Below are 13,889 nucleotides of genomic sequence, written 5' to 3'. Positions count from 1 at the left end.
TTCCTCTCTGGCCTGGAACGGAGTAGGTGCTGCGTTTTCCTGGACAGTAGGCGGACTCCGGCGGACGGACTCCCTACCAGTACGGGATCTCGTCGCCGACTTTCGCGAACTCGACCAGACTCGGCATATCGCAGATCGTTATGCGGCGGTAACTACGCTCGACCAGCCCCTTTCGAGAAAGGGAGGCGAGGGCTTTCTCCGTCGTCGGGAGGGCCAATCCGCACAGCGACGCCAACTCGGACTGGCTTATCGTCACGCCGAGAACCTTGCGCACCGCGATGCCCTCGGGCGGCGTACGGCCGTGTGCGCGGCCGAGTTCCACCAGTACCCGCGCCAGACGGACCGGCGCGTCGTAGGAACGGGAGTCGATACGCCGCTGGTTCGCCCAGCGCAGACGGGCGCTCAACGAGGCGACCAACGCCTTGATCGCCTCGGGGTGGCGGGTGAGGAAGCCCTCCAGGACCTCCAGAGGGATGATCCGCGCCGAGACCTCGCCGCACGCGAAGACAGACCCGGACCGCGGCTTCTCCTCGAACACGGCCATCTCACCGACCAGTTCACCTGCCACGCGAATCCCGAGCAGTACGTCCATCCCGTTCTCCGAAGAGGCGAGGACTTTCACGACCCCACGGGTGAGCAGCAAGAGGTGCTTCCCGCCGTCTCCCTGCCTCAGGAGCATCCGGTGCTTGGGATACAGCATCGGTGTGCCCTCCTCCAGGAGGAGGTCCCGGGTGGTCCCGGGCAGCCTGCCCAGAAGGGTCGACGCCGGCCAGTCACGCGGAGCAGGCGCGCTCGCACGGACAGGGGGGACGGGAGGGGCGGCTAGGTCGCCGGAACGACCGGACGGGCTGGACTGCGTGACCACGCGATGCTCCATGAAGTGCTGCGAACCGGCACATGAGGCCCGGCATCGTGAGGGTTGGGGCGAGCAGTATGTCCAGCCGCCGGTAATCGCCCACAGGCTCCCGCCAATTGGCGGGATCGCTCACTCAGAGTTCGCGAGAGCTCGCAGTCCCTCCATGTCATGGATGGTGATGCGCTTCATTCCCGACCCTATGAGCTTGTTGTCCCGCAGGGTCGCGATCGCCCGCTCGGCGGTCCGCTTGCTCACCCCGATGAGGCTGCCCCACTCGAGGCGGGTGACATCGATGCCGATCACCACGTTGTCGCGGTACGTCGTGGCGCCATGGTCGTCAGCCATTTCCACCAGCACGCGGGCAAGCCGAACCGACGCGTGCCCCCCTTGGTGGTCAATGCGCCGCTGCGTCGCGCTGCGCAACTTGCGGGCCACGGACTCGGACAGACCGAGCATCGCCTTCGGCGACGTGGAGAGCGCGCGCAGGAAGAGTTCGGCGTCGATACGCAGAGTGTCCACCGGCTCGACGCCACAGGCGATGACCGTCCCGGTCCGCCGCCCGTTGTCCAAGGCCGCTAACTCCCCGACGAGGTCACCGCCGACGCGCACCGCGAGCAGCGCCCGTGACCCGTTCGGGAGCAGCGTGGTGACCTTGACGTATGAAGTGAGCAGGAGGAACACATCGGACCCGACGGTGCCTTCGGCCACCAGCACGTCGTCGCGGTCGAAACGCACGGGTTCGGAGGAGTCCACCAGCGCGGCGAGAATGTCCTCCTCAAGCCCTGCCAGGAAGCTGGTCTGCGGCCATCGGGAACGCAACGACCAGACCTTGCTCTTGAGCTTCGCCCTGTCACCTGTGCCGGCATCCCGTGCAGAGCTCACGCTCTCCCCCATCGACCACGCGGAAGTTCCTGTGCACATCGCCCACCATCGTCACCTCCCACCACGCTGGCATGCGGTGAAATCGCTCAACCTACGACATCCGGTGTAGCGGCGGCCAAGTGCGACGGCGCTCGCCGGGGACGGTGCGAAACGGGGTGCGGAACGCCGGGACGGTACGGACCTGACGCGACGGGGAACTGCGGCGGGAGAGGGACCGGGGTCAGGGGTGGAGGGCCGACCGGGGGACGGTGTGGGTGGCGCGGCCTTGGGTGAGGACGGGGGCGATGGGGGCGGCGGAGGGGGGCCAGTCGGTGACGGCGGGGGCGGTGAGGGGGAGGGCGGCGCCGAGGCGGGGGGCGAGGGGTTGGGCGGATTCGGCGACGGTCGGTGCGGTGCGGAGGCGGGCGGGGGTGGTCCAGCCGAGGAGGTCGGTGGGGTGGGGGGCGAGCAGGCGGCGGTCGCGGCGGTACGCGACCAGCACCACGTCGTCGTCGCCGAGGCCGTCCGCGGTGAGCCGCCGTACGGCGTCGGCCGGGTCCTCGTCCCGCTCCACCACCGGCGCCGGGGTGGCGTGGTCGCCGACGGTCGGGCCGTCGGCCGGGGCCGCGCCTCGGAAGCCGTTGGCGGTGAGCCAGTCGTCGTTGAAGTACGTCGACAGGTAGGCCCGGCCCGAGTCCGGCAGCAGGGCCACCACGGTGTCGTCCTCGGTGAGGTGTTCGGCCACCCGCAGGGCCGCCGCGAGCGCGACGCCCGACGAGCCGCCCGCGAGGATGCCCTCGGTGCGGGCCAGCCGCCGCACGGCGTCGATCGCGTCCTGGTCCCCGACGGCGAGGTAGCGGTCGATCACGGCGGAGTCGAGGGCGAGCGGCCAGACGTCGGCCGTGGCCTCGGGGTGCAGGAAGTGGCCCGCGCCCTCGATGTACTTCTGGCTGCCGTCGCCGCCCGCGTACATCGAGGTGACGGGGTCCGCGCCGACCACCCGGACCCGGCCTCCGCTCACCTCCCTGAGGTAACGGCCGGTCCCGGAGATCGTGCCGCCGGTGCCGACGGTGGCGACGAAGTGGGTGACCGCGCCCTCGGTGTCCGTCCAGATCTCGGGGCCGGTGGTGGCGTAATGGGCGGCCGGATTGGCCGGGTTGTCGTACTGGTCGACGAACCAGGCGCCCGGCGTCTCGGCGGCGAACCGCGTGCCCTGCGAGCGCATGCTGTCCGGGTGGTCGCGCGGGACGAAGGCGTCGACCAGCCGCACCTCGGCTCCGTAGGCGGCGAGTTGGTCCCGCTTCTCGCGCGAGGTCGCGGAGCCGGTGAAGACCACCGTCCGGTAGCCGAGGTGGGCGGCGGCCAGCGCCAGGCCGATGCCGGTGTTGCCGCTGGTCACCTCCACCACGGTGCCTCCCGGACGCAACGAGCCGTCCGCCTCCGCCCTGCGGAGCATCGACAGCGCCGCCCGGTCCTTCACGCTGCCGCCGGGGTTCTGCCACTCCGGTTTGACGTACACGCGCGGGCGCAGTCCTTCGGCGGCGCGGGTGAGGCGGATCAACGGTGTCCCGCCGATGGCGTCGAGCACCGACTCGTATCTGGCCATGCGATCTCCTTGAGTGGTGGGCGCCGGGAGGGGACGGGAGCGGGGTCAGCGGCACGGCCCGCGCACCCCGGGAGCGGGGTCAGCGGCACGGCCCGCGCACCCGTACGCCGATCCGCTCGTACGTCGTCCCGCTCGTACGCCGATCCGCCGATCCGCCCGGTGCCTGCCGTCACCGCCCCGCCGTCACAGCCGTGCCGTCACCGCCCCGCCGGCACCGGCCCCGCCGCCCGCTCGGCGTCGCGCCGGGCGACCTCCGCCCGTACCAGCGGAATGACGTGGCGGCCGAAGTCGATGGCGTCGCCCAGCAGGTCGTAGCCGCGCGCGGAGATGATATCGACGCCGAGGTCGATGTAGTCGAGCAGCGCCCGCGCGACGGTCTCCGGCGTGCCGACCAGGGCGTTGGAGTTGCCCGCTCCCCCGGTGACCGCCGCGGTACGGGTCCACAGCGCGCGGTCGTAGCGCTCGCCCTGCTCCGCGATGCCGATCAGCCGCTGCGAACCGGTGTTCTGCGGGGCGTCGCCGCCGCGCCGCCGCCACGCGCCCGCGGCCCGGCGCTGCTCGATGGCGGCGACCGTGCGGTGCGCCTTCTCCCAGGCCAGTTCCTCGGTAGGCGCGATGATCGGCCGGAAGGCGACCTGGATACGCGGCGGGGTGCCGCGGCCCGCCGCCAGCGCGGCGGCCTTCACCGCCTCGATCTGCTGGGCGGTCTCGGCCAGCGGCTCGCCCCACAGCGCGTAGATGTCGGCGACGGCGCCACCGGCGGCGTACGCGGCGGGCGACGAACCGCCGAAGGAGACGTCCGGGTGCGGCTGTCGCACCGGGAACACGTCGGAGACGTAGTCGCGGAAGCGGTAGTGCGCGCCCTCGTGATCGAACGCCTCGTGCTCGGTCCACACGCGTTTGACGATCTCGATGTACTCACGGGTGCGCGCGTACCGCTCGTCCTTGCTCAGGACGTCGCCCTCGCGCTGCTGCTCGTGGTCGCTGCCCCCGGTGATGAAGTGCACGGCGAGCCGGCCGTCGCTGATCGCGTCGAGGGTCGCGAACTCCCGTGCGGCGAAGGTCGGATACGACACGTTGGGGCGGTGCGCGAGCAGGATCTCCAGGCGTTCGGTGCGCGCGGCGATGTACGCCGCGGCCGTACCGGGCTCCGGCGAGGCGGAGCTGTACGCGAACAGCACCCGGTCCCAGCCGTGGTCCTCGTGGGCGCGGGCGAGTCGCAGCGTGTAGTCCTTGTCGAAGGACGCGCCGCTGCGCGGTGTGGTCTCGGAGCCGTCGTTCGTGGCGGCGATACCGAGGAATTCAACGGGCACGGCAGGGCCTTTCGTCGGGGTGGACGGGCGGTGGCAGATGGTCAAATTCGGTGACAAGCGGTGACAGTCGGTGGGAGCGGAAGGCGAACCGGGCGTCTCACGAGGGCAGTTCGAGCCCCAAGTTCTCGCGCAACGTCCTCCCGGCGTAGTCCTCGGCGACGACCTTCCGCTTGCGCAGCTCGTGCAGCAGGCCGTTGACGACGAAGTCGTGCTCGCGCGGGTCGGCGAGGCCGCCGAGCGTGATGACGTCCAGCACTCCGGCCCGGAAGCGCTCCTCGACCGCGTCGGCCAGTTGCTCCGGCGTGCCCGCGGCGGCCCAGTGGCCGGTGTCCTGCGCGGCGACGATCAACTCCCGCAGCGTGTAGCCCTGTCGGGCGTATCCGACGAAGATGTCGACCCGGCCGCGCCGCCGGTTCACCGACGTGACGTCCGGCAGCAGGCTGTCCGGCAGCTTCGCGTCCAGGGGCAGCTCCGAGAGGTCGACGCCGCCGCCGAGCATGTCGGCCACCTGCGCCCGGCCGCGCTCGAAGTCGATCGACTCGTGTCGCTCGCGCACCAGTCGGCGCGCTTCCTCCTCCGTCGCGCCGTAGGTGGCGTGGAAGGAGCTGAAGATCAGCGGCAGTCCGCCGGGGCGGCCGAACTCCGCCGCCTGGGCGCGGATGCGGCGGGTGAAGTCCAGCGCGACGTCCAGCGTGGGCAGCGAGGTGAACACCACCTCGGCGTACCGCGCGCCCAGTGCCCGGCCCGCTTCGGACTGCCCGGCCTGGAACTGCACCGGGCGGCGCTGCGGCAGCGGCGGGATGTTCAGCGGACCGGCCACCGAGAAGTACGGGCCGCGGTGGTCGACGGGCCGGACCTTGGCGGGGTCCAGCACCGCCGCGCCGTCCGGCCCGCGCGTCAGCGCGCCCGGTTTCCAGCTGTCCCACAGCGCGTTGACGACCTCGAGCGTCTCCGCGGCGCGCGCGTAACGCTCCTCGGGGCTGGGCAGCGCGCCGGGGCCGAAGTTCTCCTCGCCGAGTGAGGAGGTGACCAGATTCCACGCGGCCCGCCCGTTGCTGACGTGGTCGAGCGTGCCGAACAGGCGCGCCAGGTTGTACGGGTGGTGGAAGGTGCTCGACACGGTCGCGATCAGGCCGATCCGCGACGTGACCTGGCTCAGGGCCGACACGAACACCAGCGGCTCCTGCGAGCCGATCGCGCCCTGCGCGCCGAAGCTCAGCAGGTCGGCGGTGAACAGCGCGTCGATCCGCGCCGCCTCGGCGAGCGCCGCGACCCGCACGGCGGTGTCCAGGGTGGACCGCTCCGGATCGACGGCCAGGTCGTACGTCTCCGACACACCGCCGGCCCCGGTCACGGTCTTCAGCGTCCTCGGAGGCTGCGCGCTCACAGGTCGTCCCTTCTCACCGGCGGCGACGGCACCGGTGCGTCATGTGGCTGAGGATCGGGGTCTTCTCCGGCGCGGGCCGACGGGCAGCGCGGGTGCCCGCCCCTGTGCGCGGACGTGCTGCCGCGGGGCGCGGACGTGCTGCCGCGAGGTGCGGAGGCGCGCGAAAACGCGCGGCGGTACCCGGAGAAGAGGGGGAGAAAGCCGTCGTGGACGGCGGATCGTCAGCGACAGAGCGTGGTGTGGATCCGGCACAGATCGACGTGCCGACGCTTCGTCCGGCCGGGCCGCAGAAGGGCGGCCCCGACCGATACGGCGCGCGATCCCTTCACGACGACTCCGATCGGCCCGGCCGCGAAAGCCGGGCACAGCGACGCGGCCGGGAGAACGCTCCGGCCGCGTGATGCGGGTTGACGGTGCGGAATGAACGTACGTGCCAGGTGGCGGGCCTTGTCAAGACCCCCCCGGGCGGCGGCGGGCGGTCGTCACCGCCGAGAACGCCGTGGGGCCCGCCGAAAAGTCGCTTCGGCGGGCCCGTGCCGCGCACCGCGCGGCGCGCTCCGGTTCGGGGTGCCGCCCGGCGGTGACTCTCCGGGCGGTCCCGGGCTCTACAAGCGGTCCCGGGCTCTACAGGGCGACGATTCCCTCGCCGCCGACGGCGTCCGGGACGATGACGGTGCCGACCTTGTGGAGCGAGCCGTCCCGCTCGACGCGGAAGGCGTCGACACCGCCCGTACCGCCGGTCTGGACGTACAGGAAGTGCTCGTCGGGGGTGACGGCGGAGTCCGTGGAACCCGCGCCGGTCGCGGTGGTGCCGAGCGGTTGGAGCGTCGCCCGGCGGGTCTGCCGGAAGCCGGAGACCGCGTTGCTGCCGGCGTTGGAGGCGTAGAAGCGGTCCCCGGCGCGGGAGATCCAGCAGGTGGCCTGCTCGCCGGTGAGCGCCTTGTCGAGCCGGACGACGTGGCCGTCCTCGCGGACCGCGAAGGTCAGCACTGCGTTGGTCCCGGCGTCGGTGACGACCAGGCGGCCACGGCTGTCGAAGGTGAAGCCGAAGGGGACCGCCCCGTTCTCCACGTTCACGACGGGACGGGCGGACGGGGCGCCGGACGGGCTCACGCGGAAGACGTCGACGCTGCTGCCGCCGGCCTTCGTGGTGACGATCAGTCGGGACCCGTCGGGGGTGAAGGACACCTGGCCGGGGGTGTGGGTGAACTCCGGCGCCGTCGTGGTGTCGAGGTGGAGCTCCCGCCTCCACCCGCCGACGCGCTCCAGCCTCTTGCCCCCGGCGATCCGGTAGCCCTGGACGGAGCCGCCGTCGCGGGCGTTGAGGACGTAGACCCGGTCGTCGTGGACGGTGAGGCTGACGGGGAAACGTCCGCCGGAGGTGATGACCTGCTCGCGGTGGAGCCTCTCGCCGTCGACCGAGAAGACGGTGACGGTGTCGCTGCCCGCGTTGACGGCGAAGAGCAGGTGGTGCGCGCAGTCGTGGACGAGCGAGCCCTGCGAGGCGAGGTGGTCGACGACCGAGCCGTCGAGGACACCGCCCTTGCCGCCGGTGGCGAAGGTGCCGCGTCGGCTGAGGGAGCCGTCGGGGGCGCGGTGGTAGGCGACGATCTCGTTGTGGGCGGTGTTGTCCGTCTGGACGAACACCGGACCCTCGGAACCGCTGGGATACGGGGCGGGCGACGCCGCCGCCGACGCGGACGGGAGGGCGAACACCGCCATGGAGCCCGCCACTGCTGCGGCGGTCCAGGCGGCGTGAGTGAGCGAGAGAATGCGCTTCATCGTTCCCCTTCGGGAGATGGGTCGGCGAGATGGCCCCCTGCCCACAACCTGGGCAGATGCGGTCCGCCGCCAGGATCGGGCCGGCGGCGGACACGAACCGTGACCGACGGGGCCAGGTTCGGCCGTTGTGGTGAGCGGCCCAGTCGAACGGCCCCAGGCCCGTAAAAGTCCAGGTGGACGGGGTGGGGCGGGGCCGCCCCTGAGCCCCGGGCGGGGCCTGTCACACGGGGGCGGCGGCGGTGGCGGAGGTGTTAGCTTCCTTCGCGTGGCGGAACACCAGGACGGGACCAGGGCGGCCTACGACGGGGTCGTCGAGCTGTACGCGTCGCTGTTCGCCGACCGGCTGGAGACGCAGCCGTTCGCGCGGGGCATGCTCGGCACCTTCGCCGAGTTGGTGCGCGGGACGGGGAACGTGCGGACGGCCGACCTCGGGTGCGGGCCGGGGCACATGACGGCCATGCTGCACGACCTGGGGCTGGACGCCTTCGGGCTCGACCTCTCGCCCGGCATGGTCGGCCACGCCCGGCGCGCTCATCCGGCGCTGCGGTTCGACGAGGCGCGGATGGAGGCGCTGCCGGTCGAGGACGGGGCACTGGGCGGCGTGCTGGCGCACTACTCGATGATCCACACCTCGCCGGAGGAAGTGCCCGCGCTCCTCGCGGAACAGGTACGCGTCCTGGCCCCGGGCGGCCTGCTCATGACCTCCTTCTTCGCCACCGAAGGGCCGGAGCCGGTCCGCTTCGACCACAAGGTCACGCCCGCCTACAGCTGGCCGGTGGACCGCTTCGCCGAACTCCTCGCCGGGGCGGGGCTGTTCAACCTCGCCCGCCTGGTCCACGACCCGGCCTCCGAACGGGGCTTCCTCGACGCCCACTTGCTGGGCCGCCGCCTCTAACGGCTGTTTCCGGCAAGGCCGGTTGCCCCGGCGGAGGCGGCGCGGTAGGAGGCCCGCGCCGACTTCGCCGGGTCAGCGGGGAGGCGCCGAGTCCAGGATCCGCAGGGCGAACGGCGCGATGGGGGCCATACGGCGGCGGCGGAGGTCGAGGGTGGGTGCGGGGACGGACAGGCCGTGGGCGGCGAGGAGGGTCATCAGGGGCCAGATGAGGTCGGGGCGGCCGGTGAGGGGGAGTTCGGCCGAGTCGGGGGTGATGACCTTGGCGGGGGTGACGCCCGCGAGGAGGTTGGTGCGGGGCCAGTCGACGACGTAGGACGTGCCGCGCGGGGCGACGCACAGGACGACGTCCCGGGTGCGGTGGAGGACGGCGAGGTAGTTCATCGGGAGGGTCAGGCGGCGGGCGGCGTCGAACGGCGGCGTGCCGTCCTCCGGTCGGACGCGGACGACGGTGTCGAGGACCGGGCCGTGGTCCTGGAAGGTGGTCGTGCCGCGCAGTTCGACGAAGCGGGCGCGGATCAGGTGGCCGCCACGGCGGGACCAGCGGCGGCCCGAGGAGCCGAACTCGCCCGTGGGGCCGGGCAGTTCGTCCACGATCCAGCGGGACTCCTCCCCCGGTTCCGTGACCGGTGCACGGTCCTCGGGGTGGGCGCGGATTCGCTCGGCCAGGGCGGTGTAGCGCCCGGCCGTGTGCGGGTCCAGTCGTCGCAGGTCGATGGTGTCGCCGGTCATCACGACTCCTCCGGCCGCCCGCGAGATCCGCATCTGCTCCAGCAGGCGGCCGGGGCGCCGGGTGACGTCGGTGCGGTGGCCGTCGAGGTCGAGCAGCCGACTGGTCCTCGTCCCCGCGAGCAGCAGGCTGCGCGGCCATTGGGGGGTGATCTCGCCGGGGGTGGCCGGGGCGGCGTCCGAGGCTGTGCCGGGGACGGCGTCCGAGGAGCCGGGAGGCCCGGCGGCAGGTCCGGCGAAAGGCCCGGCGAAAGGCCCGGCGGCAGGCCCGGCGAAAGGCCCGGCGGCAGGTCCGGTGGAAGGGGCCGGGTGGACGAGGACGACCAGGCGCCCGGCCGTCACGGCGGACAGGCACATGGACGGCACCCGCCACTCCCGCGTGACCTCGAACGGGTCGGCGCCCTCGACGCCGTGCACCCGCAGCCCCAGCCGGATCAGCGGCGTGAACTCGTCGGGCGTGTAGTTGCCGAAGTGCTTCGTGAAGGTGGCCTCGCCGTCGGGGCTGTAGCGCACCAATGACGCCTCCAGGACGTCGGCCCGCGCCAGCCACGCCCGCGCCGGGCCCTTGGGGGACTCCGGCGACAGCATCACGAGAGTGTCGTCGTCGTAGCGGACACTCGCGTCCTTCGCCCGGTCCCGGCGTGTGATCCGGGGGAACCCCTGCCGCGTGGACGTGTAGGCCGCGACGGGAATCGTGACCGTGCCGGCCAGGCCGACGCCGAGGCAGACCAGCGCGGCGCCCCGGTCGGTCCCGCCGTGCCATATCTGGAGCCCCATCAGCAGAAAGAACGGGCCCGCGATGCAGCAGATCGCGGTGAAGAGGAGATTGCCGATGAACGCACCGGCGTAGCTCCGCATGTGACCCTCCCCGGAGAGTTTCCTACGCGGACACGAACGCGGACGTCGGCGGGCGCGACGGCGTCGGCGGGCGCGTCGGCATCGGCGTCGGGACCGGGACGGGGCACGGCGCCGGAGTACGGGCGGCCCTCACGGCGTGACCCCGTCCCCGGCGTACAGGTAGCCGCCGGGCCGGGCGGGGTCCGCCACCAGCAGCACCTGGTCCCCGGCGCGCGGAATCCGCAGCTTGGAGACGATGGTCTGGAGCGCGATCCGGTCGGCGGTCCCGTTCGGCTGGAGGACCAGGTCGACCACCGGGTCGAAGTTGACGAGCCTGCCGGTGTCGGTGATCGACACGACCACGGCGGGGGTGGTCGGCGCCCCGGCCGCGAGCAACTGCTGTACGTCGAGGCCGGAGTTGTACGCCCCGATGGACTGCTGGACCCGGCTGAAGTCCTCCTCGCCGAGGAACGCGCGGGTGGTACGGCCGTAGAAGCCCTTGCCGCTGGCCACCTTGCCGGCGATCTCGGCCGCCCGCTCCTCGCGGCTCTGGCGGCGCTTCCTGAAGATTCCCATGACGGCTGCTCCTTCTGGTGATGCCCGGTCCCGTGCCGCCCGGCGCACGCCCTGTGCACGGCCTGTGCACGCCCGACGCGCACCCGGTGCGCACCCGGTGCGGTACGGAGACGGGGGTCGACGGGCTGACGACAGGGACGCTAGGCGGCCGGGAACACCTACCGATCCCAGGTTCGCCAGCCCGATTCCGTACGACGTACGCTCCTCACATGCCGCCTGCCAGCCAGCCGACCGGCGCCCCGGCCCGAGCGCGCGCCATGGTCATCGACCGGGCGTGGCGTGCCCTCGGGCCCGGGCTGGAATCGCTGAGCGGCCCCGGCGGGGCGCCGTTGACCAGGACGGTCAAGCTGATCGTGCTGCCCCTGATCGTCCGGCCGGCGCTGCACCCCGAATTCGCGGCGGACTTCCTCGTGCCGGAGCAGGCCGCGCGGCTGGAGGCGCTGATCCGGGAGTCCGGCGGGCGGCTGGAGGCGACGGCGCGGTGGTTCACGCTGCTCAAGAGGACCCGCAGGGCGCTGGGCGTCGTGGCCGGCAACCCCCAGGACCTGTACTTCCAGCGCTGCTTCGAACTGGCCACGGAACACGGGCCGCCCGCGGCCGGTGCGGACGCGGTGGCCAGGGACGTCGTGGAGGACGTGGCCGACACGGCCGGCGGACGCACGGTGGAGGCGCTGAAGGAGCACCTGGCGGACGGCGTCCGACGCGCCCGGCTCGAAAGGGAGTTGGCCGCCCGCTGGAAAAGCCGTCAACCGGCCCCCGCCGCCGACGCGTTCACGGCGGCCGTCGCGGCGGCCGAGGTGCTGGAGTCCTGCGGAGGCGGCAACGGCGGCAGCAACGCCCCTGACCGGTCGCGGAATTCGGTTCGGTACGCGGCCATGGTCGAGGCGGGCCACGGCGCGTCCTTCGGCCGGGCGCTGTGGGCGGCGGACGCGGGCGACGGGGTGTGGGGCCGGGCCGATCTGCCGCCTCATCTCGGGCTCACCGCACGGCAGTCGCCGCCGTGTCCCGAGGTCGGACGGGGCGCTTCGACGGCCACGCTTCCCGCGCCCCTGGACCGTACGCTCTTCGAACGGCTCTTCGTCGTCCTCCAGTCGTCGGCCCGGCGCGACGAACTGCCCGCTGTGCCGGACCTCGTGGACCGGGAGGTCGGCCGCGGTTGCGCCCCGCTCGGTCTGTACGACGAGAGCCTGCGGGTCGCCGCGGTCCTCGGCGGGCGGCTCGCTGTCGGCCTCGACCCGCTGGGCAGCGGCGAATCCGCGCTGGGGCGGACGGCCGCGCACCGGGCCGTCAACAGCCGCTGGCGGCGCGAGGCTTCGGTCCTGCGCGCCCGCAGGATGACGGTCTCCCCTCGGCCCGACCCGGACGGCGGGGTCCTGGACGCCCTCGCGCACGACCTCCGCGCGCCGTGGGCCGCGTACATGCGGAGGCTGTGGGTACGGCTGCACGGCCGGGACGTCCACGGGGCGCCGCTGGCGGACGCCGGGGCGGCCTGGGCGGTGCTCGACGGGGTCGCGCGCTCGGTGATGATGGACCACCGCGCGAGGGTGAGGTCGGCGCTGCGGAGCCTGTCGGCGGGCGCCGCCGCGGAAGCGGCCGAGCCGAGGAGCGCGTGATGGCGGCGGGCGCGGACCTCTACGTCACGCGGGGCGAGGACGGGGCGGTACGGATCACCGCCGGTCCCGGCCCTTCCCCCAGCCCTCCCGACGGCTCCCCTGCCGGTAACGGCGGCGACCCGCTCGTCCCAGACCCCAGCCCCAGCCCCGGCTTCACCGAAGCCGTCCTCGACGTCGCGGGCGCGGTCCTGCTCTGGCCCGTCCTCGGGGACCCGGTCCTGCCGGTGGCCGAGGTGCACGACGTGGAGCGGGCGCAGCAGTGGCTGTGGGCGGTGTACGGCGAGCGCGCCGCCGCTGCCGTGCGGTCCTGCGCGGGCGGAGAGGGGGCCGGGGAGACGACAGGAGAGGCGGCCGGGGACACGGTCGCGGGCCCGGCACCAGCGCGGGTGACCGGCGACGGAACCGCTCTGGCGGACGCCGCCGCCCGCCTCGCCTTCGGGCACTGGGCCTCCCGGTGGTGGCCCGCGTCGTACGCGGACGGGATTCCGGCACTCGAACCGGACGTCCTCGGGCTGGAGTTGGCCGCGCTCACCCACCAGTGCCAGGAGCTGTTCGACGACCGCGGGGACCAGCCGGACGACTGCGTGGCGGAACTGATCGAGGACCATCAGGCCGCTCTCGACCCGCTCGTGCGGTGGTGGCGCGCGGAGCCGCGGTCCGGGCACACCGCGCGTCACCTGGAGAGCGTGCTGCGGCTGATCGACGGCGCGGCCGACGGCGCCGGTCTCGACGGACCGGAGCTGCGCCGCCTCCGCGCAGAGCTGGACGCGGACCAGGACCAGGTTGCGGACCAGGACCAGGACCAGGTTGCGGACCTGGACGCGGACCGTACGGCACCCGCGCCCCTCACCCCTGGCGCGCTCTTCGCCTCCCGCCTCGGCTACACCCTCGCGGCGGGCGAACCCCTCGCCGTCGGCGGCCGGGTGATCGCCCGGGGCACCGGGACCAACGACTGGCGCCGCTACCCGCCCGGGTTCGTGGACGCCGCCGAGTCGGCGGTGTCCTGGACGGCGCGCGCGCTCGGCGGGCGGCGCCGGATCGAGGTCGAGGTCGTCGCGCACATCGCGGCGCCCGTCGGCGGCGCGCCCCTCGTCGCGGAGGTACGGGTCAACGGCGGGCTCCCGGTCCGCGCGCCCCTCACCCGGCGGGACGACGTGTGGACCGGCCGCGCGGATCTGGAACCGGGCCTGTCCACAGGGGAGTTGACGCCGCGCTTCGAGGTCGCCGTACTGCTGCCGGGCTTCGACCCCGGTCCGGGCCCGGAAGGCCACGCCGACCGTGAGGCGGTCCGCGCGCTGGTCCGGGACCGCCTCGTGAGCGCGGCGGCCCGACCGGCCGAGGGCACGGCGCCGTACGACGCGTCGGCCCGCGCCACGCCCTCGGCCCCCTTCCTCGCCGAGATCGTCGCCGCCACCACCACGGGTGAGGACTACTGAC

11 protein-coding genes are annotated in these 13,889 nt (G+C 73.4%); 3 read left to right on the top strand and 8 right to left on the bottom strand.

The genetic code is table 11. From position 1 onward, the window contains the following. Positions 1-73: 73 nt before the first annotated feature. From ACIOC1_RS04140 to ACIOC1_RS04115, 6 genes are all read right to left on the bottom strand, one after another. Positions 74-700, bottom strand: a complete 627-nt coding sequence (locus tag ACIOC1_RS04140) for a Crp/Fnr family transcriptional regulator (protein WP_401851716.1) — start codon at positions 698-700, stop codon at positions 74-76. A gap of 285 nt (positions 701-985) precedes the next feature. Further along, positions 986-1,738: a Crp/Fnr family transcriptional regulator gene (locus ACIOC1_RS04135; RefSeq protein ID WP_401851713.1), complete on the bottom strand. Its 753-nt coding sequence runs from the start codon at positions 1,736-1,738 to the stop codon at positions 986-988. Positions 1,739-1,958: 220 nt separating this feature from the next. Next, positions 1,959-3,323: a PLP-dependent cysteine synthase family protein gene (locus ACIOC1_RS04130; protein ID WP_401851711.1), complete on the bottom strand. Its 1,365-nt coding sequence runs from the start codon at positions 3,321-3,323 to the stop codon at positions 1,959-1,961. A 197-nt stretch (positions 3,324-3,520) separates the two neighbouring features. Beyond that, on the bottom strand, positions 3,521-4,636 hold the full coding sequence (locus ACIOC1_RS04125) for an LLM class flavin-dependent oxidoreductase (RefSeq protein WP_391041632.1): 1,116 nt from the start codon (positions 4,634-4,636) through the stop codon (positions 3,521-3,523). Positions 4,637-4,733: 97 nt separating this feature from the next. Then, the gene (locus ACIOC1_RS04120) at positions 4,734-6,023 is read right to left on the bottom strand and encodes an NtaA/DmoA family FMN-dependent monooxygenase (protein ID WP_401851709.1); all 1,290 of its coding nucleotides are present in this window, start codon (positions 6,021-6,023) and stop codon (positions 4,734-4,736) included. 624 nt (positions 6,024-6,647) lie between these two features. Next, entirely contained in the window at positions 6,648-7,805 is a 1,158-nt protein-coding gene (locus tag ACIOC1_RS04115; protein ID WP_401851707.1) for a lactonase family protein, read from the bottom strand. Between the two features lie 265 nt (positions 7,806-8,070). On the opposite strand from ACIOC1_RS04115, the gene ACIOC1_RS04110 reads away from it, so the two are divergent. After that, positions 8,071-8,700 (top strand): class I SAM-dependent methyltransferase, encoded by a 630-nt coding sequence (locus tag ACIOC1_RS04110; RefSeq protein WP_401851705.1) that lies wholly within the window; start codon positions 8,071-8,073, stop codon positions 8,698-8,700. Positions 8,701-8,772: 72 nt separating this feature from the next. Here ACIOC1_RS04110 and ACIOC1_RS04105 read toward each other — a convergent pair whose 3' ends face one another. Both ACIOC1_RS04105 and ACIOC1_RS04100 read right to left on the bottom strand, forming a co-directional pair. Beyond that, a complete protein-coding gene (locus ACIOC1_RS04105; RefSeq protein ID WP_401851703.1) occupies positions 8,773-10,284 on the bottom strand; it encodes a hypothetical protein in 1,512 nt (503 codons plus the stop codon). A gap of 129 nt (positions 10,285-10,413) precedes the next feature. Then, positions 10,414-10,839 carry a hypothetical protein gene (locus ACIOC1_RS04100; RefSeq protein ID WP_355340088.1) on the bottom strand — a complete coding sequence of 142 codons (426 nt, stop codon included), beginning with the start codon at positions 10,837-10,839 and terminating at the stop codon, positions 10,414-10,416. 209 nt (positions 10,840-11,048) lie between these two features. On the opposite strand from ACIOC1_RS04100, the gene ACIOC1_RS04095 reads away from it, so the two are divergent. Both ACIOC1_RS04095 and ACIOC1_RS04090 read left to right on the top strand, forming a co-directional pair. Then, complete coding sequence (locus tag ACIOC1_RS04095) at positions 11,049-12,452, top strand: hypothetical protein (RefSeq protein ID WP_401851701.1); 1,404 nt, start codon at positions 11,049-11,051, stop codon at positions 12,450-12,452. After that, a complete protein-coding gene (locus ACIOC1_RS04090; protein ID WP_401851699.1) occupies positions 12,452-13,888 on the top strand; it encodes a hypothetical protein in 1,437 nt (478 codons plus the stop codon). The genes ACIOC1_RS04095 and ACIOC1_RS04090 overlap by 1 nt, the downstream gene beginning before the upstream one ends. Position 13,889: the final 1 nt, after the last annotated feature.

It is taken from the genome of Streptomyces sp. NPDC088197, from assembly GCF_044741185.1.
GTDB lineage: Bacteria > Actinomycetota > Actinomycetes > Streptomycetales > Streptomycetaceae > Actinacidiphila.
This window is presented reverse-complemented; position numbering and strand designations above follow the sequence as displayed.

What these genes read in the sequence shown, in the direction of transcription:
- ACIOC1_RS04140 (WP_401851716.1), bottom strand. Translation starts at nt 700, where the DNA reads ATGCTGTATCCCAAGCACCGGATGCTCCTGAGGCAGGGAGACGGCGGG.
- ACIOC1_RS04130 (WP_401851711.1), bottom strand. Translation starts at nt 3,323, where the DNA reads ATGGCCAGATACGAGTCGGTGCTCGACGCCATCGGCGGGACACCGTTG.
- ACIOC1_RS04115 (WP_401851707.1), bottom strand. Translation starts at nt 7,805, where the DNA reads ATGAAGCGCATTCTCTCGCTCACTCACGCCGCCTGGACCGCCGCAGCA.
- ACIOC1_RS04105 (WP_401851703.1), bottom strand. Translation starts at nt 10,284, where the DNA reads ATGCGGAGCTACGCCGGTGCGTTCATCGGCAATCTCCTCTTCACCGCG.
- ACIOC1_RS04100 (WP_355340088.1), bottom strand. Translation starts at nt 10,839, where the DNA reads ATGGGAATCTTCAGGAAGCGCCGCCAGAGCCGCGAGGAGCGGGCGGCC.
- ACIOC1_RS04095 (WP_401851701.1), top strand. Translation starts at nt 11,049, where the DNA reads ATGCCGCCTGCCAGCCAGCCGACCGGCGCCCCGGCCCGAGCGCGCGCC.
- ACIOC1_RS04090 (WP_401851699.1), top strand. Translation starts at nt 12,452, where the DNA reads ATGGCGGCGGGCGCGGACCTCTACGTCACGCGGGGCGAGGACGGGGCG.